The 18,546-nt window shown below is 73.0% G+C and carries 20 protein-coding genes; 9 read left to right on the top strand and 11 right to left on the bottom strand.

Annotated features, from left to right (window positions below):
- Nucleotides 1–49 precede the first annotated feature (49 nt).
- Together LUW87_RS13020 and LUW87_RS13015 are read left to right on the top strand one after the other, a co-directional pair.
- A complete protein-coding gene (locus LUW87_RS13020) occupies nt 50–883 on the top strand; it encodes a PIG-L deacetylase family protein (RefSeq protein ID WP_232671608.1) in 834 nt (277 codons plus the stop codon).
- On the top strand, nt 880–2,064 hold the full coding sequence (locus LUW87_RS13015) for a lysylphosphatidylglycerol synthase domain-containing protein (protein WP_232671607.1): 1,185 nt from the start codon (nt 880–882) through the stop codon (nt 2,062–2,064). Before LUW87_RS13020 ends, LUW87_RS13015 begins: the two co-directional genes overlap by 4 nt.
- A gap of 17 nt (nt 2,065–2,081) precedes the next feature.
- On the opposite strand, the gene LUW87_RS13010 is transcribed toward LUW87_RS13015, so the two are convergent.
- On the bottom strand, nt 2,082–2,993 hold the full coding sequence (locus LUW87_RS13010) for an LLM class flavin-dependent oxidoreductase (RefSeq protein WP_232671606.1): 912 nt from the start codon (nt 2,991–2,993) through the stop codon (nt 2,082–2,084).
- Between the two features lie 18 nt (nt 2,994–3,011).
- Between LUW87_RS13010 and LUW87_RS13005 the strand changes: the two genes are divergently transcribed.
- Together LUW87_RS13005 and LUW87_RS13000 are read left to right on the top strand one after the other, a co-directional pair.
- Nucleotides 3,012–3,842 carry an SDR family NAD(P)-dependent oxidoreductase gene (locus LUW87_RS13005; RefSeq protein ID WP_232671605.1) on the top strand — a complete coding sequence of 277 codons (831 nt, stop codon included), beginning with the start codon at nt 3,012–3,014 and terminating at the stop codon, nt 3,840–3,842.
- Between the two features lie 84 nt (nt 3,843–3,926).
- Nucleotides 3,927–4,775 carry an SDR family NAD(P)-dependent oxidoreductase gene (locus LUW87_RS13000; protein WP_232671604.1) on the top strand — a complete coding sequence of 283 codons (849 nt, stop codon included), beginning with the start codon at nt 3,927–3,929 and terminating at the stop codon, nt 4,773–4,775.
- A 25-nt stretch (nt 4,776–4,800) separates the two neighbouring features.
- Here the strand turns inward: LUW87_RS13000 and LUW87_RS12995 are convergent, their stop codons facing one another.
- The 3 genes from LUW87_RS12995 to LUW87_RS12985 are packed head-to-tail and all read right to left on the bottom strand — an operon-like array spanning nt 4,801 to nt 6,972.
- The gene (locus LUW87_RS12995) at nt 4,801–5,442 is read right to left on the bottom strand and encodes a TetR/AcrR family transcriptional regulator (RefSeq protein WP_232671603.1); all 642 of its coding nucleotides are present in this window, start codon (nt 5,440–5,442) and stop codon (nt 4,801–4,803) included.
- A gap of 25 nt (nt 5,443–5,467) precedes the next feature.
- Nucleotides 5,468–6,307 (bottom strand): SDR family NAD(P)-dependent oxidoreductase, encoded by an 840-nt coding sequence (locus tag LUW87_RS12990; RefSeq protein ID WP_232671602.1) that lies wholly within the window; start codon nt 6,305–6,307, stop codon nt 5,468–5,470.
- Nucleotides 6,304–6,972: an SDR family oxidoreductase gene (locus LUW87_RS12985; protein WP_232671601.1), complete on the bottom strand. Its 669-nt coding sequence runs from the start codon at nt 6,970–6,972 to the stop codon at nt 6,304–6,306. The genes LUW87_RS12990 and LUW87_RS12985 overlap by 4 nt, the downstream gene beginning before the upstream one ends.
- A 119-nt stretch (nt 6,973–7,091) precedes the next feature.
- Here LUW87_RS12985 and LUW87_RS12980 point away from each other — a divergent pair, with 119 nt between their 5' ends.
- The 4 genes from LUW87_RS12980 to LUW87_RS12965 are packed head-to-tail and all read left to right on the top strand — an operon-like array spanning nt 7,092 to nt 11,097.
- Complete coding sequence (locus LUW87_RS12980) at nt 7,092–8,507, top strand: MFS transporter (protein WP_232671600.1); 1,416 nt, start codon at nt 7,092–7,094, stop codon at nt 8,505–8,507.
- Nucleotides 8,508–8,520: 13 nt separating this feature from the next.
- Complete coding sequence (locus LUW87_RS12975; protein ID WP_232671599.1) at nt 8,521–9,156, top strand: hypothetical protein; 636 nt, start codon at nt 8,521–8,523, stop codon at nt 9,154–9,156.
- Nucleotides 9,153–9,785 carry an arsenate reductase/protein-tyrosine-phosphatase family protein gene (locus tag LUW87_RS12970; RefSeq protein ID WP_232671598.1) on the top strand — a complete coding sequence of 211 codons (633 nt, stop codon included), beginning with the start codon at nt 9,153–9,155 and terminating at the stop codon, nt 9,783–9,785. The genes LUW87_RS12975 and LUW87_RS12970 overlap by 4 nt, the downstream gene beginning before the upstream one ends.
- 55 nt (nt 9,786–9,840) lie before the next feature.
- The gene (locus LUW87_RS12965) at nt 9,841–11,097 is read left to right on the top strand and encodes a cytochrome P450 (protein WP_232671597.1); all 1,257 of its coding nucleotides are present in this window, start codon (nt 9,841–9,843) and stop codon (nt 11,095–11,097) included.
- Nucleotides 11,098–11,176: 79 nt separating this feature from the next.
- On the opposite strand, the gene LUW87_RS12960 is transcribed toward LUW87_RS12965, so the two are convergent.
- The 6 genes from LUW87_RS12960 to LUW87_RS19325 form a co-directional block, all read right to left on the bottom strand.
- Nucleotides 11,177–11,602, bottom strand: coding sequence for a hypothetical protein (locus tag LUW87_RS12960; protein ID WP_232671596.1), 426 nt, complete (start codon nt 11,600–11,602; stop codon nt 11,177–11,179).
- A 73-nt stretch (nt 11,603–11,675) separates the two neighbouring features.
- Nucleotides 11,676–12,944 carry a phosphotransferase gene (locus tag LUW87_RS12955; protein WP_232671595.1) on the bottom strand — a complete coding sequence of 423 codons (1,269 nt, stop codon included), beginning with the start codon at nt 12,942–12,944 and terminating at the stop codon, nt 11,676–11,678.
- Nucleotides 12,945–12,992: 48 nt separating this feature from the next.
- Entirely contained in the window at nt 12,993–13,664 is a 672-nt protein-coding gene (locus LUW87_RS12950) for a response regulator transcription factor (protein ID WP_232671594.1), read from the bottom strand.
- Nucleotides 13,661–15,184 carry a sensor histidine kinase gene (locus LUW87_RS12945; protein ID WP_232671593.1) on the bottom strand — a complete coding sequence of 508 codons (1,524 nt, stop codon included), beginning with the start codon at nt 15,182–15,184 and terminating at the stop codon, nt 13,661–13,663. Before LUW87_RS12945 ends, LUW87_RS12950 begins: the two co-directional genes overlap by 4 nt.
- Nucleotides 15,177–15,509: a hypothetical protein gene (locus LUW87_RS12940; protein WP_232671592.1), complete on the bottom strand. Its 333-nt coding sequence runs from the start codon at nt 15,507–15,509 to the stop codon at nt 15,177–15,179. The genes LUW87_RS12945 and LUW87_RS12940 overlap by 8 nt, the downstream gene beginning before the upstream one ends.
- A 106-nt stretch (nt 15,510–15,615) precedes the next feature.
- Nucleotides 15,616–16,320, bottom strand: a complete 705-nt coding sequence (locus LUW87_RS19325) for an acyltransferase (RefSeq protein ID WP_232671591.1) — start codon at nt 16,318–16,320, stop codon at nt 15,616–15,618.
- A 135-nt stretch (nt 16,321–16,455) separates the two neighbouring features.
- Between LUW87_RS19325 and LUW87_RS12930 the strand changes: the two genes are divergently transcribed.
- Nucleotides 16,456–16,863, top strand: a complete 408-nt coding sequence (locus tag LUW87_RS12930; protein WP_232671590.1) for a VOC family protein — start codon at nt 16,456–16,458, stop codon at nt 16,861–16,863.
- A gap of 38 nt (nt 16,864–16,901) precedes the next feature.
- Here the strand turns inward: LUW87_RS12930 and LUW87_RS12925 are convergent, their stop codons facing one another.
- Nucleotides 16,902–18,545: a protein adenylyltransferase SelO gene (locus LUW87_RS12925; RefSeq protein ID WP_232671589.1), complete on the bottom strand. Its 1,644-nt coding sequence runs from the start codon at nt 18,543–18,545 to the stop codon at nt 16,902–16,904.
- Nucleotide 18,546: the final 1 nt, after the last annotated feature.

The raw sequence follows: 18,546 nt of genomic DNA, 5'->3' as shown, positions 1-18,546 counted from the left end.
GCCGGTCGGCTCCTCGGCGCCCTCCCCCCGCCCTGCCACAATGGGGGCGGTGACCGCTCGCACGCTCGTGGCCTTCCACGCCCACCCGGACGACGAGGCGTTGCTCACCGCCGGCACCCTGGCCCGAGCGGTGCGCGAGGGCCACCGGGTGGTGCTGGTGCTGGCCACCCGGGGTGAGGTCGGCACCGTCGCCGAAGGAGTGCTCGGCGGGGACGAGGACCTGGCCGCCCTCCGCAGCGCCGAGGCGGGCCGGTCCGCCGCCGCCCTCGGGGCCGACCTGGTGTTCCTCGGCTACGCCGACTCGGGCCTGGCCTCCGACACCGAGGGCCGCTGGCCGGAGGGCTCGCTCTGCGCGGCGCACGTCGACGAGGTCGCCGCCCGACTGGCGGAGGTGCTCGAGACCGAGGGGGCCGACCTCCTCGTCGCCGACGACCGCAACGGTGGCTACGGGCACCCCGACCATCGCCGGGTGCACGAGGTGGCCGTCCGGGCGGCCGCCCGGACGGGCGTGGCCTTCTTCGAGGCGACGATCGACCGCGAGTTCCTCTCGGGGGGCATCGCCCTTGCCGAGCAGATGGGCGTCGAGGTCCCGTCCGGCTTCGTCCCTCCGGACGTCTCGTCGTGGTACACGCCGGCGGCGGAGATCACCCATGCCGTCGACGTCGCCGCCGACCTGCCCGCCAAGCGGGCGTCGATGGAGGCCCACGCCAGCCAGACCACCGGGGCGCCGGACACCGTGCGCACCCTGGCCGTCTTCCTCGGTCTGCCCGACGAGATCTTCGCCCTGGCCTTCGGCACCGAGTGGTTCGTGGCCCGGGGCCGTCCCACCGAGCCACGAGCCCCGTGGCTGTTCCCCGACCCCTCGGAGCCGGGCCCGTCGTGAGCCCCTCCCCCCACTCCGGGGACGACGAGGACCCCGACATCGGCCAGGCGATCGACATCGACCGCACCGACGCCATCGCCGTCGTCGAGCACGAGCTGCACCGCAAGTCGACCCGCCGCCGGGTGGTCGAGGCCCTGGTCTCGCTCACCGTCGTGGCCGTGTTCTTCACCTTCGTGATCCCGGCGGTGAGCGACGCCCACTACTCCGAGATCTGGCGCGAGCTCGACCGGCTCACCTGGCTGCAGGTGGCGGGCCTCACCGCGGTGTGGATCACCTCCATGTTGCTCTACACCGGCGTGCTCACGACGTCTCTGCCCGGCCTCACCCACCCTCAGGCCCTCACGGTCAACTTCGCCGGCAGCGCCGTCTCCAACGTGGTGCCCTTCGGTGGTGCCGTCGGGGTGGGCGCCACCTACGCCATCTGCCTCTCGTGGGGCTTCCGCATGACGTCGATCACCCTGTCGATCCTGGTGTCGGGCATCTGGAACGTCTTCGCCAAGCTCGGCCTGCCCCTGGTGGCCCTCGCCCTGCTGGTCGGGATGGGGCTCTCGAGCGGCCACACCCGCAGCCTCCTCGTACCCACGGTGCTCGGCCTCGCCGTCCTCGTCGCCGCGGTCACCGTGCTCGTGCTGATCCTGCGCAGCGAACCTCTGGCGGTGCGCATCGGTGAGCTGGGCCAGCGGCTGGCCACCCCGGTGGCTCGACGGCTGCGCCGCTCGTCCGCGCCCGACGTGGCCGTGGCCGTCGTCGAGTTCCGCCACCGCAGCATCGGTCTGTTGCGGACCCGTTGGCTGCCGCTGACCCTCTGGATGCTGGCCTACAACCTCACCCAGTACCTGCTGCTGCTCGGCTGCGTGCGGGCCATCGGCGTCGACAACGCCGAGCTCGGCTGGGCCCAGGTGTTCGCCGCCTTCGCCTTCGCCCGCCTGCTCGAGACCATCCCGCTCACCCCCAGCGGGGTGGGGTTCGTGGAGGCCGGCGCGGTCGCCGCCCTCATCGGCTTCGGTGGCGGGGCCGCCGGCTCCACCGCGGCGGTCTTCTGCTTCCGGGGCTTCACCTACCTCGCCGAGATCCCGCTCGGTGCGGTCGGCTGGCTCACGTGGACGACCCGACGTTCCTGGCGTCGCCCACCGCGCTCGAGGACGGAGACCCCCGAGGCGGTCGGTGCCCCCGGCCCCTGATCGGACTCGGCGGCTGATCAGCCGTCCGTCGCGGCCCGCACCGCGGTCAGCAGCTCGTCCATGGCCTGGCGGCGGGCCGGACCCGCTCCGAGGTGGAGGTCGGGGACGACGACCTCGGCGACGCCGGCGGCACCCCAGTCCCCCACCAGGTCGGCGAAGGCCGTCGCCGGACCGGCGAACGCGGCCCGGGGGGCGGACCGCTCCACGAAGGCCCGAGCCTCGGACCGGTCGTCGGTGAGCTTCACCAGCGCCTGAACGCTGCGTTGCACCCCGGCCGGGTCACGGCCGAGGGCCTCGCACCGCTCGTCGAGGACCGTCGACCGGGCCCGCAGGGCGTCGGGCAGGGCCCACGTGTTCCACACGTCGGCGTGGCGCGCCACCACTCCCAGCATGCGGTCGCCCTTGGCGCCGACGAGCAGAGGCAGGCGGGGTTGGACGGGCTTGGGCTCGGCCACCGCGTCGGTGAGGGTCACGAAGCGGCCGGTCACGGACGTGCGCTCGTCGCGGAGCAGACCCGTGATGGCGGCGCAGGTCTCGTCGAGCAGGCGCACCCGGTCTCCCGGCGACGGGAGCTCGATGCCGTACTGCTCGTGCTCGTTGCGCTGCCAGCCGGCTCCGAGACCCAGCGTGAGGCGGCCCGAGCTGAGGTGGTCGACCGTGCCGGCCCACTTGGCGACGACCGCGGGGTGGCGGTAGGTGGCCGACAGCACGAGCGTGCCGACCCGTACCCGCTCGGTGACGGCGGCCAGCGCGGCCACGGTGGCGGTGGCCTCCCAGGTGGGGCCGTCCTCGGCGCCGAACTGCACCCCGTCGCCCATGAAGTGGTCGGCGACGTAGACGCCGTCCCAGCCGGTGACGTCGGCGTGGGCGGCGGTCTCGAGGACCGACGACCAGGGCTGCTGGGCGAGGGGCCAGATGCACAGGCGCATGTGCGTAGTCTGACCGCCATGGGGGACCTCTTCGACGCGAACTCGATCCTGCTCACCGACAAGGTCGCCGTCGTCACCGGCGCGGCCCAGGGCATCGGTGAGGCGACCGCCCGCCTCTTCGCCCGGTGCGGGGCATCGCTGTCGGTGTGCGACCGCGACGCCGACGGACTGGCCGACACCGTCGCCGGGCTCCGGGAGCTGGGGGCCGACGTGCACGCCGACGTGCTCGACGTGCGCGACAGCGAGGCGGTCGACGCCCACGTGGCCGCCACCGTCGAGCGCTTCGGCCACGTCGACGTGCTGGTCAACAACGCCGGGGGCACCTTCGTGAGCTCCTTCCTCGACGTGTCGGCCAAGGGTGAGGCGTCCCTCGTGGCCGAGAACTTCGGGCAGGTCACCCACTTCATCCGCGCCGTCGTGCCCCACATGACCGACGGCGGCTCGATCATCAACCTCACCTCGATCGAGGCCCACCAGGCCGGGCCCGGCTTCGCCGTGTACGCCGCCATGAAGACGGCCGTGTCGAGCCTCTCGAAGTCCCTGGCCCTCGAGTTCGGGAGTCGTCGGATCCGCGTCAACAACATCGCGTCCGACGCCCAGCCGAGCGGCGGCGAGAAAGGGGCGCGCGACGCCATGCTCGCCAGCGAGCCCGAGTTCCTCCCCGCCTACGTGCCACCGCTGGGGTTCTTCGGCACCCCCGAGGACTCGGCGGCCGCCGCGCTGTTCCTCGCCAGCCCGCTGTCGAGGTTGATCACGGGGACCACCATCCACGTCGACGGGGGCAACTGGGCCGCGGGCGGATGGCACCGCCCCGACGACACCACCGCCGACGTCCGCGACTCCCTGTAGCCACGAGCTGACCGGCCTCGACCGCCGGGCCGATCGTCCCCCGCCGGCCGCCCCCGAGCCCGACCCACGGTAGGTTCGGCGCCCATGGACGACATCTGGGGGATCTCGGGCAAGGTCGTGGTCGTGGTCGGCGCCGGCGGCGGGGGCATCGGCACCGCCATCGCCCGTCACGTCGGTCGAGCCGGGGCCACCGTCGTGGCCGTCGACGTCGACGCCGACAAGCTGCGGCTGGCCACCGACGCGCTGGCCGCCGACGGCTCCGAGCACCTGGGCATCGTGGCCGACGGACGTGACCGCGACGCCGTGGCCGACGTCGTGGCCCGAGCCGGCGCCCTCGGCCCGCTCCACGGCGGGGTCCAGGTGGCCGGCGGCATGTGGCCACCGCAGTGGGCGCCGTTCGCCAGCGACGACCCCGCCTTCGACGACGTCATGGCCCTCAACTTCGGGGTCACCGTCAACGCCACGCGGGCCATCGGCACCCGGCTCGTCGAGCAGGGCGAGGGTGGCGCCATCGTGCACATCGCCACGGTCGCCGCCCTCAACGCCATGCCCTACGCCGGGGCCTACGCCGCCGCCAAGGCCGCCGTGCTGTCGCTGACCCGCACGCTGGCCGTCGAGTGGGGCCGCCACGACATCCGGGTCAACGCGGTCGCCCCCGGATCGATCGCCACCCCCAAGAGCGCCTCCACCCGCGCACCCGGCGACACCGACGGCGACGACCTGCTGGTCATCCCCATGCGCCGCCGAGGCACGGCCGACGACATCGCCGCTTCCACCCTCTTCCTGCTCTCGGAGCAGGCCGGCTACGTCACCGGCCAGTGCCTCGCCGTCGACGGCGGCACGTCGGTGCGCCCGGCGGTCAACGACGCCGACGAGCTTCCCGTGTTCGTGCACAACCAGGAGCTGCGGGACCGCCTCACCGGGCGGAGCTGAGACAGGGTCCGCCCGAGCGGCGGGCTCAGGTCGCCTTCACGCCGTCGAAGAGGACCGCCAGGTACGAGTCCGCGATCGTCTGGCTGGCCGTGGGGCCACCGTCGCTCAGGTACTGCACCGTGGCCCAGATGGCGCCCTTGATGAACACCCAGACCATCTCGGGATCGACGTCGGCCCGGAACACGCCCTCGTCGACACCGCGCTGCAGCACCCCGACCCACAACCGGGCGATGTGGGCACCGGTCTCCTGCAGATAGGCGAACCGGGGGATCTGCTGGAGGTAGTAGCTGTCGTTGTTGGCCAGGGTGATGGCCGCCCGGTTCTCGATGAGGCCTTCGAACTGGACGTGCACGAGGGTGCGAAGCGTCGACTCGACGTCGTCGCCGGCGGCGATGACCGCCTCGTACCGGCCCACGAGCGTGGTGAGGAAGGTCGACAGGATCTCGTCGACCATGGCCTCCTTGGACTCGAAGTGGTGGTACAAGCTGCCGGCGAGGATGCCGGAGGCGTCGGCGATCTCTCGGACCGTGGCGTTGACGTAGCCCTTGCGAGCGAAGATCTCGGCCGCGGTGGCCAGGATCTCGGCCCGCCGGTCCGAGACGTTGGCCCCCGCCGCGCCGCTGCGTCCCCGACCCCGGGCACCGGACGTGGTCGAAGCGGCGCTCACCACCGCAGCCTAACGGGCGTCAGGTTCACAGGCCGGTGAAGCGGCCGCCGCTGACCACGAGGGTCTGTCCGGTGACGTAGCGCGCGGCGTCGCTGCACAGGAACACCGACGGAGGCCCGATGTCGGCGGCGGGATCGCCGAACCAGCCCAGGGGGATCAGGGCCCGGAGGCGCTCGTGCATGGACGGGTCGACGGTGAAGCGGTTCTCGAGCGCCGGGGTGACGGCCAGTGGGGCCACGCCGTTGACCCGGATGCCGTCGGGGCCCCACTCGCGGGCCAGGGCCTTCACGAACCCCCGCTGGCCGGCCTTCACCATGCTGTAGAAGCCGAGCGGACCCGAGCCGTCGATGCCGGCCGGCGAGACCATCAACAGGTAGGCACCGCGGGAGCGGGCCAGATGGGGGTGGGCGACCCGAGCCAGGCGGAAGGCGGCGGTGAGCGCCACCGAGGCGTGCTCCTGCCAGAGGTCGAGCGAGGCCGTCTCGAGCTCGACCGGCTCGCTCGAGCGGTTGCTGGTGGCGTTGTGGACCACGGCGTCGAGGCGGCCGTGGGCCGCGACCAGGTCCTCGACCGAGCCTCGCACCTGGTCGGGGTCGGTGACGTCGCCGCGCAGGACCATCGCCGGGGGTCCCCCGAGGGTGGCGATCTCGGCCGCGACCGCCTCGCCGCCCTCGGGCCGGCGCACGCCGAGACCGACCGTGGCCCCGGCCGCGGCGGCGGCCAGGGCCACCCCTCGGCCCACGCCGGCCGCCGCGCCGGTGACGAGCACCACCCGGCCGTCGAGCAGGCCGTCGATGCCGAGCTCGGTGGGGCTGGGGGCGGCGCCGGAGTCGGGGTCGACGGGGGCGACCTCGTCGGGGCTCATGGCTGCATCACCGTCCCGGCGTCGGCCCCCAGGGTGGCGCCGGTGAGGGCTCGCCCGTCCGGGCCGCCGAGCATGGCCGCCAGGGCGGCGGCGTCGTCGAGGGGATCGTGGCCCGACAGCGAGGCGGGGCCGAGCGACGGCACGTGGGCTCCTTCGGGGGCGAGATCGCCGAGGAAGGCGTCGAGGGGCACGAGCACCACGTTCACCGTGATGCCGCGGGCGCCCCAGCGGCGGGCGGCCACCTTGGCCATGAGCCGGATGGACTCGACCGCGGTGCACATGGGCACCAGGCCGGGCACGCCGATGGCGGCCACGGAGGGCAGGACGACCACGACGGTCCCCCCGTCGGGCAGGTGGTGGTGGGCGTGCTGGAGCACCTGCAACGCCACTCGCACCGATCGCTCACCGGCGCCGTCCCATTGCTCGTCGGAGTGCTCGACGAGCGGGCGGGCCACGGCCGCGGCCGGATCGAGGTGGGCCAGCACCACCGAAGCCGGGGCCCCGAGCTCGTCGACGACCACATCGAAGGCGGCGCCCGGGCTCATCGCCGCGCAGGGATCGATGCGCCCCACCGTCTCGCCTCTCGAGGTGAGGCGTTCGGCCAGGCCCTCGGCAGCGGCGGTCGATCCGACGACGATGGTCGGTCCCCTCTCGTCAGCCGCCACGAGTCGACCCTCCGGTGTGTGCCCCCATCGATTCCATCCTCGCAGTCTGGCGCGGGCGACGGGCCCGAGCCGCCCCGAGCCCAAATGGGCGTTAGGGGCAACTGCCCTAGGATGACCCGGTGGACGCCCGCCAGCAACGACGCACCCTGCGCTCGACGCTCATGGGTGTCTTCGTCACCGCCTGGCCGTCGGTCATCCTCATCGCCGCCCTGCCGGCCATCGCCGACGACCTCGACACCAGCGCATCCACCCTGGCCTGGGTCATCACCCTGCCGCTGCTCATCTCGTCGGTGCTGCTGCCCACCTTCGGCCGCCTCGGCGACCTGCACGGCCACCGCAAGGTCTTCCTGTGGGGCCTCGGGCTCAGCATCATCACCGCCGGGCTGACCGCCGTCGCCTGGGACGCCTGGTCGCTGATCTTCTTCCGCACCCTCAGCCAGACCGCCGGTGTGGCCACCATGCCGACCGCGATCGCGCTCATCATGGCGGCCTTCCAGCCGACCGACCGTCCCCGGGCGCTGGGCCTCTGGTCGTTCGTGACCGCCGGGTCACCGGCGCTCGGCCTGCTGTTCGGCGGTCCCCTCATCGCCGCGGTGGGGTGGCGTGGCGTGTTCGTGCTGCAGTTCGTGGCGGCCGCCGCGTTCTTCCCGATCTGCCGCAGCTGGCTCGAGGAGACCGCGCTCGCCAAGCGGGTCCGCTTCGACGTCGCCGGCGGGGTGTCGTTGATGATCGCCAGCGGGTCGGTGCTGTTCTTCTTCGACCGGGCCTCCGAGTGGGGGTGGGGGCACCCCTCGCTGCTCATCACCGGGCTCGTCTTCCCCGTCGCCACCGTCCTCTTCATCCGGGCCGAACGGCGCACCACCGACCCCCTGCTCCCGCTCGACCTGCTCCGCTCGCGCCGCTACACCGCCCCCCTGATCGCCGAGCTGTTCGCCCAGGTCGCCGGCAACGGCGCCTTCTTCATCGCGCCCCTGCTGCTGACCGAGGTGTTCGACACGACCGTGGCCCGCACGGCCATGTTGATGCTCCCCCTCCCCCTCGGCATGGCCGCCGGCTCACCCGTCGGTGGCCGCTTCGCCGTCCGGTTCGGCGAACGGGCCGGGGCCATCCTCGGGGCGGCCGCCATGACCGCCGCCATGGCCTTGTTCCTCGTCGGCTACAGCTTCGAGCTGCTGGGCGTCTTCGTCGGTGGACTGGTCGTCATGGGTCTGTCGCACGGCATGCTCCGCCCGGCCACCGCGTCGGCCGCCGGGAACGCCCTGGCCCCGGAGTTCTTCGGCGTGGGAATGGCCACCATGCGCATGACCTCGCAGCTGGGCGGCGCCGTCGGCATCAGCGTCGCGGTCACGGCGCGTAGCCTCGGAGGCTTCGGTGCCTTCTACGTCGTCGGCATCGGCGTCGCCGCGACCGCCGTGGTGGCCACGACCTTCATCATCTCCCAACGCCATCCCGCCACCGACGCCGAGCGCGCCACGGCGGAGGAGAAGGTCGAGACCGAGTCCGCCCTCACCACCATGCCCGCCTTCGAGGGCTGAAGGAGCACCCCCCGTGACCGAACCCGGCCTGCTCTACCTGCACACCTGGCTCGAGCCCGAGGTCGACGAGCGCTTCTCGTCATGGTGCAACACGCACCACGCCGAGCACCTCGCCGTCCCCGGCTTCCGGCGAGTGCGTCGCGGCAAGCTGGTCGCCAGCGAGGCCACCGACCCCCCGCGCTTCCTCACCGTCTACGACCTCGACGACGTCGGCGTGCTCCACAGCGACGACTACGAGGCCTACCGCCAGAGCTCCAGCGGGCTGCCGGCCGACCTGGCACCCGAGCTCCGCTTCGCCCGCTCCGAGGGCACCGAGGTGGGCCGCTTCGGACCCGTTGGCCGAGTCGACGTCGACGACACCCTGGTCGAGAGCGGGCCGGCCGTGCTCACCCTGTTCCTCTCCGCCGAACGACCCGCCGGCCAGTCCCAGGCCCTGCTCGACGACCTCGACGACGTGGCCGCCGCCGTGGCCGCCCTCGACGGCATCACCCTCGTGCGCCGCATCAGCACCGCCAACGGCGACCACGTGATGGTGGCCGAAGTCGCCGACACCGAGGCGATCGACCCCACCGAGCTCCCCCGCCCCGGAGCAGCCACCCCCGACGAGGCCTGGGGCCTCTACGAGCTGGAGCACACGGCCACCCCGTGACCCCCGGCAGCCACGACCCGTCACCGACCCCCTCCGACCCTGCGGCCGGTCTGGAGGTCACCGACCTCGACGTCTTGATGGTCTGCTCGGGCAACACCTGCCGCTCGCCCATGGCGATGGCGTTGCTCGACCACCACCTGCGCCGGCGCGGCGTGCTCGCCCGCGTGCACTCGGCCGGCACCTTGGGCTGGGGCGGGCCGGCCACCGCCAACTCGGTGACCGTCCTGGCCGAACGGGGCATCGCGCTCGACCACCACATGAGCCGCCGCATCGACGCCGGCATGGTCGTCGGAGCCGATCTGGTGCTGGGCATGACCCGCGACCACGTCGGCGGCTCGCTCATCCACGACCCCACCGCCGTCGACCGGGCGTTCATCATCGGCGAAGTGGTCCGCCTGGCCGAGCGGGTCGGCCCTCCCGAGCCGGGACGGCCGCTGCGCGACTGGACCACCGAGCTGGCGGCCCGACGCGAACCGGGTCGGCCCCCCGGACGCCTGGCCGACGAGGTGGCCGACCCCGTGGGCGAGCCGCTCGACGTGTACCGCCGCACTGCGGAACGCCTCGACGGCCTCACCGAGGCCATCGCCGACCTCCTGGTCGGTTCGATGCGCCACCAACCCACGGCCTGACCCGCGCGTCCCGTCTCCTCCGGCGACGGACCGGACCCTGGTCCATGATGGGGCCATGACCGTTCGCGCTTCGGACGTGCCGGGCGAGCTCGTCGGCATCGACCTCACCGACCTCGACAACTTCGCCGACGGCTTCCCCCACGAGCTGTTCGCCGGGCACCGGCGCGTCGCCCCGGTCTGGTGGCACCCGCCGACCGAGCACACACCCGACGACGAGGGGTTCTGGTCGGTGGCCACCCACGCCGAGACCATGGAGGTCCTCCACGACCCCGTGACGTACTCCTCGGAGACCGGCGGCGATCGCCCCTACGGCGGGACCCTGATCCAGGATCTGCCCATCGCCGGACAGGTCCTGAACATGATGGACGATCCGCGCCACGCCCGGATCAGGCGACTGGTCACGTCGGGGTTGACGCCACGCATGATCCGCCGTGTCGAGGACGACCTGCGGGCCCGCACCCGGGGACTGCTCGACGACGTGGTCGACGGCGAGGCCTTCGACGTCCTGTCCGACGTGGCGGCCGAGCTCCCCATGCAGATGATCTGCGTGTTGCTGGGCATGCCCGAAGAGGACCGGCACTGGCTGTTCGAGGCGGTGGAGCCGACCTTCGACATGGGATCGGCCCGCCGCTCCGACACCGCGCCGGTCGGAGCCGACGAGGCCCGCGCCCAGATGTTCCGCTACGGCAACGAGCTCATCGCCGCCAAGCGCGCGCAGCCCGGCGACGACCTGCTCTCCGTCGTCGTCCACGCCGAGCTCGACGACCCCGAGGCACCACGGCTCAGCGACATGGAGCTCTACGCCTTCTTCTCGCTGTTGTTCAGCGCCGGCGCCGAGACGACCCGCAACGCCATCGCCGGCGGGCTGCTGGCCCTGCTCGACCACCCCGACCAGATGACCGCCCTCCGCGAGGACCCGGCCCTGCTGCCCACCGCCGTCGAGGAGATCGTGCGCTGGACCACGCCGTCGCCGGCCAAGCGCCGCACCGCCACCCGCCCCGCGGTGCTGGGGGGCCACGAGATCGCGCCCGGCGAGAAGGTGGTGGTCTGGGAGGGCTCGGCCAACCGCGACGAGCTCGCCTTCGACCGTCCCGACACGTTCGACATCACCCGGTCACCGAACCCCCACGTGGGCTTCGGGCACGGCATCCACTACTGCCTGGGGGCCAACCTGGCCCGCCTCGAGATCCGCGTGCTGTTCGAGGAGCTGCTCCCCCGCTTCTCCGCGCTCGAGCTCGTGGAGCCGGTCGAGTGGACCCGCAGCAACCGCCACACCGGCATTCGCCGCATGGTGGTCCGCCTCCGACGCTGACCGCCGTCGGGGGCGCCCGGACGCGACCCGGCCCGCCACCCGAGGCGGGTGACGGGCCGGCTGCGGCTGGGCGGATGGGTCAGGGGGAGTCGAACGAGTCGAACGAGTCGAACGAGGCCGGCGAGTCGAAGGACTCCACATCGGGCGAGTCCCAGCTGTCGAAGGACGGGGCGGGAGCCGGAGCGGGGGCCGGAGCGGGGCCCGGGGCCGGGGAGTCGAACGAGTCCCACTGGGGGGCCGGGGCCGGGGCCGGGGCCGGGGCCGGGGCAGGCGCGGGCGGGGCAGGCGCGGGCGCCGGAGCGGGCACCTCGACCGGTGGGACCGACACCGAGTTGCTGGCATCGTCGCCCATGAGAGTGGTGGCCGTGGTCGACACGGGCGAGGTGTCGACCACGACGGGGTCGGGCAGGCTCGGCCCGTCGTCGGCCGAGGCGACCGAGAACCCGCCGATGGCGAGTCCGGCGACGGCACCGCTGGCGATGGCGATCTTCCAGTTCTTGTTCATGGGGTGCTCCTGTGGTGGGGGGAGACGGCTCGTCCGCCTCTGGTGTCTGTTCTCTCTCGCCGGGGTGAAGGCGTCATGAGGCTTCTCTGAGACTCCTCACATCTCCGAGGGCCCAGCGCTCGGCCAGGGCGATGCGGCGACGGCACGCTTCGGGCCAGTCGGGTTGCTGGACCCGGTACGGGCCGGTGGCCAGGCCCAGGAGGACCGCCGCGGTGCGCCGTCGCAGCTCGTCGGGGTCGGTCGCCTCTCCGAAGACCGGGAGCAGGCGGGCGGCGTAGCGTCGAGCCGGAGGCTGATCCCCCTCGACGCCGAAGGCCACGACGTGGCCGAGGAAGGTCGCCAGGTCGTCCACCCGAGCGCCGGGGCCCAGGTCGTCGAGGTCGAGCACGCCGGTGATGGTGCTGCGCTGCACGAGGAACTGGGCCGGGTGCAGATCTCCGTGGACGGCGACCTGGCGTTGAGGCACCTCCCGGCCCAGCTCGTGGCCGAGCGCGGCCAGGCGTTCTGCCTCGGTGGGCAACACGGCGCTCAGCATGGCGCCGAGGCCGCGCGCCATCTCGGGCACCGTCCAGTGAGGGGCCAGATCGGTGACGTCGACGGTGTCGAGTCGCTCGAGCACCTCGAGCACACGGCCCGGCTCGGGAGGACGGGCCGGGCCGGTGGCGGTGACCCGACCCACTCGGTCGGCCCGGAGGGCATCGCGCAGCGTGCGACCAGGGATGGCCTCGAGCTCCACCAACCCCTCGGCGACGTGTCGGGACAGCACTCGGGGGGCGGGGACCACCCCGGCCAGCCGGTCGAGGCGGGCGACCAGGGCCGGTGCCTCCGAGGGGGGCACCACCTTCAGGTAGCGCTGCCCGCCGCCGGCCAGGTCCACTCGCACGACGGCTCGTCGGGCCGGGCGGTAGGCCACCACGGTGAGGCCGCCCTCGGCCACCCGGTGGCCGATGCGCTCGGCGACCGCGTCGGGCGAGGTGGCCGCCACCAGACCGGGAAGCAGCGGATCGTGGGGGTAGCGGAACAGCCCGACTCGTTCATCACCCGCCTCCAGCACGAGGGTCCCCTCGGGTGGGCCGTCGACTCCGGCCATGGCCACGACGGTCTCGCGGGTGCGCACGTCACCGGCCCAGGCCACCTCCGCCGAGAAGCGAACGGTCAGGGCGCGCCCGGGACGGTGCAGGACCTGGTTGCGGGCCAACGAGAGGAGGCGGCCGCCGCCCGCCTCGACGGCGACGGCCACCATCTCGTCGGCGCCGGGACCGAGCAGGGTGTCGGCCGCGGGCAGCCGGGGGGCACTGTTCTCCACGACCCCCAGTCGAGCGGCGAGCGCTGAGAGCTTCATTGGGACACGATGAGAAGGCTCTCATCGTGGGTCGGGCCCCGCTCGGGATCAGGCGCGATGATCCGGCGAGAGCCGATAGCCCATGCCCCTGACCGTCTCGATGACCCCGTCGCCGAGCTTGCGACGCAGGTAGCGCACGTAGACGTCCACCACGTTCGATTCCGGGGCGAAGTCGTACCCCCACACGTGGCTGAGGAGCTGTTCCCGGCTCAGGACCTGGTCGGGATGGCGCAGGAACGTCTCGGCCAGCGCGTACTCCCGGGCGGTGAGCTCGACCACACGGTCGCCCACGTGGGCCCGCCGGGTGAGCATGTCGAGCGCCACGTCCCCCACGCGCAGCACGGTGGTCTCGGCCGTGGTCTCGTCACGGAGGCGGACCCGGATGCGGGCCAGGAGCTCCTCGAACCGGAACGGCTTGGTCACGTAGTCGTCGGCTCCGCCCTCGAAGCCGGCGACGGTGTCCTCCACCGCGTCGCGCGCGGTGAGGACGATGACGGGCATGGTCTCGCCCCGGGCCCGCATGGCCCGCAGCACCTGCTGACCGTCGATCCCGGGCAGGCCGAGGTCGAGGATCAGGAGCTCGAACTCGCCGTCACGAGCCATCTCGACCGCTTCGAACCCGGTGTGGACGGCCATGGTCGAGTAGCCGTTGGTCTTCAGACCGCGCTCGAGGAAGGTGGTGATGCGCTCCTCGTCCTCGGCGATGAGTATGCGGGTCATGGCAGGGGGATCTCCTCGGTCTCGTCGTCGACCTGGTGGGGGGTGTCGAGGACGACGCTGTTCGTCGTGACCACCTGGGGTCCGACGTCGTCGTCGGCCCCGTACTCGAAGGGCACGACGATGCTGAAGGTGGCGCCTTGGCCCGGGGGGCTGTCGAGGCGCACCTCGCCACGGTGGGCCTCGGCGATGGCCGCCACGATCGCCAGGCCGAGGCCCGACCCCTCGCGTCGGTGCGTGGCGGTGTCCGATCCTCGGCCGAAGCGCTCGAAGATGGTCCGACGGTCCTCGGGCGCCACTCCGGGGCCGTCGTCGGTCACGAAGAGGTGGACCTCTCCGTCGCCCACCTCGGAGCCGAAGCGGATCTCCCCGCCCGGGCCCGTGTGCTGAGCGGCGTTGGCCAGGAGGTTCACCATGGCCTGGGTGAGGCGGTCGGGGTCGGCGTCGACGACGACCGGAGCCACCCGGGCGATGCGCCACCGCCGGTCGGGTTCGATGGCCACGGCCCGGGCTTCGAGGCCGTCGGTCAGCTCGGCGATGTCGACGGGCCGGACCTCGAGGAAGTCGGGACGTTGGGACTTCGCCAACAGCACGAGGTCGGCCACGTAGCGCGCCATGCGGTCGAGCTCGTCGAGGCACACGGCGACCACGTCGGCACGTTCGGCAGGATCGTCCGGGAGCAGCTCGAGATGGCCCCGCACGATGGTGATGGGGGTGCGCAGCTCGTGGCCGAGGTCGTTGAAGAAGGTCCGCTGCCCCGAGAAGGCCTCGTCGAGACGTTCGAGCATGTCGTTGAACGTGCGGGTGAGCTCGCCCACCTCGTCGTCGCTCTCGACGGGGATGCGCGCCGAGAGGTCTTCGTCGGAGATCTCCCTCGCCGTGGACGTCACCCGACGCAGGGGTTCGAGCACGCGGCCGGCGGCCAACCACCCCAGGACGGAGGCCAGCACCAAGACGATGAACAACACCACCGCCAGGACCTGGATCTCCTGGTTGATGTCGTCGCGCTGGGGCCCGATCAGTTGGGCCACGGCGAACACGCCGCGGTCCTGCTCACCCGTCACGACGGGCACGGCCAACCAGCGCATCGTCCCCTGGTCGGTCGCGGTCTCCCCCCACGTGGGCCGGGGCACCGTCTCCCAGGTGGACAAGAGCTCGGCATCGGCGACGCTGCGGGCCAAGGTGAGGGGGTTGGCGGCGACCACCTGGCCGTCGGTGAGGCCGAACAGGATCTCGCCCTGGCCCGGGATGTTGCGCTCCACGAACACCTGGAACAGCGAGGTGACGTCGTCGCCGAACGGTTCCCCGGTCGTCGGGTTCACCCCCGGGGACAGCAGACGGAGCTCCTCGACCTCCTGGGTCAGCGCCGTCTCGACCTCGTCGTCGAGACGGACCAGCAGGACCTGGCGAACGGTGACGAGACCGACGACCAGCAGCACGGCGAAGAGGCCCACGAACCAGATGAGCACCCGTCCGCGGATGCCCCGAAAGGCGCGCACCTGAGCGCGCCACCACTCAGTCATCGCCGTCATCCCCGTCGTCGTCGAAGTCGTCGTCGAAGTCGTCGTCGAAGTCGTCGTCGTCGCCGCTGGGGAAGGCCGGCAGCGGTAGCGGCGCAGGGGCGGGAGCGGGGGCCGGGGCCGGCGGCGCCACGGGCGCAGGTGGCTCGGTGGGCGGCGGCGCGGCCTCAGCCTCGGGGGGAGGCGGGGCCGTGGTCGTGGTGCTCAGGTGGATGGGCTCCACGGCCGGGGCCGGATCCCCCACGAGGGCCCGTCCGGCGACGATGGTGAGCGCGCCGACCACGAGGGCCACGACCAACGCGACGGCGACGGCAGCGAGACGGGACATCTGGGCGATCCTGGCGGCCGGGTGGGAAGGGGTGATGAGACCCAGATGAGAACACTCTCATCTGGGTCGGCCCGCGTGCCGGGTCGGGCCCGGTCGCCGGGAGGGCTCAGCGCTCGGGCGGCACGCCCACCGGCCAGCCCGGCGGCACCTCGACCTCTCGGGCGAGCGGGGGCACCCACCCGTCCGCCTCGGTCCAGCGCCGCACCACCCGGGCCGGGGCTCCGGCGACCACGCAGTGGTCGGGGACCACCCCGCGCACGACGGCTCCCCCGGCCACGGTGACGTGGCGACCGATCTGCGCCCCGGGCAGCACGATGACACCGGTGCCCAGCCAGCTGCCGGCGCCGATGCGGACATCGGCCTGCTCGGGCCACTGCTCGCCGATGGGCAGCCACAGGTCGGTGTAGGTGTGGTTGTGGTCGGTGATGTAGACGTTGGGCGCGATGGTCACGTCGTCCTCGAGGTGGATCGACGCCAACCCGACCACGAAGCCGCCCCGACCGATCGTCACCCGGTCCCCCAACGTGATGACCGGGTCGCAGACCGGAGGGAAGACCTGGTCCGGGAAGCCGGCCGCCAACGTGACCTCGGCCCCGATGGCGCATCGGGCCCCGATGCGGATGGCCTGCGGGCCGATCACCTCGCCGGGCGGGAACGCCAACGAGCTGCCGTCGCCGAACGCGCCGAAACGCCGCGCCCCGGGGGAGCCGGCCTTGGTCTTGCCGAACCGACGGGCGACGCGCCACCCACCCTGGACCGCTGCCGAAGCCACTCGATCCACGGCATGGCGCAAGGGGTCGGCGAGGGGCACCCGGCGACGCTACCGAAGGGGCCACCACCCCCGAAAGCCGGCGGCCGGGTCGGCGGCGCGGTCGGCGTCGAGACCCAGGGCCGCACGGCATCGGGGAGGACCTCCCGGCCGCGCCGGGTGTGCCAGGGTGGAGCCATGGCGAGCACGGGCAGCGGCGAGGACGACACCGGCGGCGGCGCGGGCCCGGTGCGATCGCTGTCGGCGGTCACGCTGGCCACGGCCGACATGGCCTCGTCGGTGGCCTTCTACGACGCTCTGGGCTTCGTGAGGGCCTACGGAGGTCCCGACACCGACTTCACCAGCTACCACGTCGGGGCGACCTCCTATCTCAACCTCCAGCTCGACCCCGAGTGGGCCCCTCCGGCCCGGGTCTGGGGGCGCACCATCGTGTGGGTCGACGATGTCGATGCCATCCACGACCGAGCGGTGGCCGCCGGCTATCGGCCGTCGACGACCCCCGCCGATGCCCCCTGGGGGGAGCGCTACTTCCACGTCCTCGACCCGGCGGGGCACGAGCTCAGCGTGGCCCGTCCCCTCGCCTGACAGGTCGGCACGGCGCTCCGCCGGACGGCGACCCGGGGTCAGCTGCTGCAGGAGAGCTGGGAGCACCCGACCCGGGTCCGGGCCCAGTCCGGCCGACGCTCGGCGAAGCGCTCCTTGCCGGGCTGGTCGTCGTAGGGGCGGCGCAGCACCTCGAGCAGCTCGTGCAGCTCGGCCAGGTCGCCCTGCTCGGCGGCATCGATCGCCTGCTGGGCCAGGTAGTTGCGAGGCACGTAGAGGGGGTTGAGCCGGTCCATGGCGGCCCGCCGCTCCCCCTCCCCGAGGCCGCTCGCCGCGGCGCGACCCGCCCAGTCGCGGAGCCAGGTGACCAGCGCCGAGCGGACGTCACCGGTCAGCTGCTCGGGTTGGTACCAGGCGGCGGCGAGCGGCGCGAGGAGCTCGTCGTCGGTGACGGCGGGGTCGACGGGCACATCGGCCAGGTCGCGGTGGAAGCGGACCTGATCGATCTCGGCACTGACCAGCACCGACCACAGGCCGTCGAGCAGGGCGTCGTCGCCGTCGGTCGGCTCACCCCACCCGAGGCGAGCCACGGTCATGGTGCGGAAGCGATCGTTGTAGGACCGGGCGTAGCCGTCGATGGCATCCTGGAGCGACCCGGGGTCGTCGACCAGGTTGGCCAGGGCGTTGGCCAGCTGCAGCAGGTTCCAGTGCACCACCTGGGGCTGGGCCCCGAACCGGTACCGGCGCATGCCGGCATCGGTGGTGTTGGGGGTCCAGCCGGGGTCGAAGTCCTCGAGCCAGCCGTAAGGGCCGTAGTCGATGGTCAACCCCAGGATCGACATGTTGTCGGTGTTCAGCACGCCGTGGACGAAGCCGACCCGCATCCAGTCGACGACCAACGACGCGGTGCGGTCGCACACCTCGGCCAGCAACGCCGGCACGTACTGCTCCGGGGTGGCGCCCCAGTCCTCGGCGAGCTCGGGGAAGTCGTTGCGCACCGTGAACTCGACCAGCTGGCGCAGCAGATCGATCTCGTTGCGCGACGCCGCCAGCTGGAACGTGCCGAACCGGGCGAACGACGGCGCCACCCGGCAGACCACCGCGCCCGGCTCCGGGCGGGGGTTCCCGTCGTAGAGCATGTCGCGCACCACCGTCTCACCCGTGACGACGAGGGAGAGCGCTCGGGTGGTGGGGATGCCGAGGTGGGCCATGGCCTCGCTGCACACGTACTCGCGCAGCGACGAGCGCAGCACGGCCCGGCCGTCGGCCGTGCGCGAGTACGGGGTGGGCCCGGCACCCTTCAGCTGCAGGGTCTGGTGACGACCGCTGATGTCGACCACCTCACCGAGACCGATGGCCCGACCGTCACCGAGCTGACCGGCCCAGCTGCCGAACTGGTGCCCGGCGTAGGCCTGGGCGAAGGGCTCCGCCCCTGCCGGCACCCGGTTGCCGGAGAACACCTCGGCGAAGTCCTGGGACTCGCACAGCTCGGGCGCCAGCCCGAGCTGGGCGGCGACCTCGGGGGACCAGACCAGGGTGTGGGGCGCGGCGACGGGCGTGGGGGTGACCAGGGAGTAGGCCGCGCCGTACACCTGGCGCCGCCGGTTCTCGGGGTCCGGGTCGGCGGGGAGCTCGCGCACGAAGCGGTTGTCGAAGCCGAGGCGGTCGAGGTCGGTGATGGTCCCACCTGCGGCCGTCTCGTCGTTGGACGCGGCGACGGTCATG

The sequence above is a fragment of the Rhabdothermincola salaria genome (assembly GCF_021246445.1).
Taxonomy (GTDB): domain Bacteria; phylum Actinomycetota; class Acidimicrobiia; order Acidimicrobiales; family Acidimicrobilacustridaceae; genus Rhabdothermincola_A; species Rhabdothermincola_A salaria.
The sequence above is the reverse complement of the archived record's forward strand: the minus strand, read 5'-3'. Positions and strand labels throughout refer to the sequence as shown.

Bases quoted from the DNA above. Each gene is read 5' to 3' on its own strand.
- LUW87_RS13010 (WP_232671606.1), bottom strand. From the start codon at position 2,993: ATGCGCCTGTGCATCTGGCCCCTCGCCCAGCAGCCCTGGTCGTCGGTC.
- LUW87_RS13005 (WP_232671605.1), top strand. From the start codon at position 3,012: ATGGGGGACCTCTTCGACGCGAACTCGATCCTGCTCACCGACAAGGTC.
- LUW87_RS13000 (WP_232671604.1), top strand. From the start codon at position 3,927: ATGGACGACATCTGGGGGATCTCGGGCAAGGTCGTGGTCGTGGTCGGC.
- LUW87_RS12990 (WP_232671602.1), bottom strand. From the start codon at position 6,307: ATGAGCCCCGACGAGGTCGCCCCCGTCGACCCCGACTCCGGCGCCGCC.
- LUW87_RS12965 (WP_232671597.1), top strand. From the start codon at position 9,841: ATGACCGTTCGCGCTTCGGACGTGCCGGGCGAGCTCGTCGGCATCGAC.
- LUW87_RS12960 (WP_232671596.1), bottom strand. From the start codon at position 11,602: ATGAACAAGAACTGGAAGATCGCCATCGCCAGCGGTGCCGTCGCCGGA.
- LUW87_RS12955 (WP_232671595.1), bottom strand. From the start codon at position 12,944: ATGAAGCTCTCAGCGCTCGCCGCTCGACTGGGGGTCGTGGAGAACAGT.
- LUW87_RS12950 (WP_232671594.1), bottom strand. From the start codon at position 13,664: ATGACCCGCATACTCATCGCCGAGGACGAGGAGCGCATCACCACCTTC.
- LUW87_RS12945 (WP_232671593.1), bottom strand. From the start codon at position 15,184: ATGACTGAGTGGTGGCGCGCTCAGGTGCGCGCCTTTCGGGGCATCCGC.
- LUW87_RS12940 (WP_232671592.1), bottom strand. From the start codon at position 15,509: ATGTCCCGTCTCGCTGCCGTCGCCGTCGCGTTGGTCGTGGCCCTCGTG.
- LUW87_RS12930 (WP_232671590.1), top strand. From the start codon at position 16,456: ATGGCGAGCACGGGCAGCGGCGAGGACGACACCGGCGGCGGCGCGGGC.
- LUW87_RS12925 (WP_232671589.1), bottom strand. From the start codon at position 18,545: ATGACCGTCGCCGCGTCCAACGACGAGACGGCCGCAGGTGGGACCATC.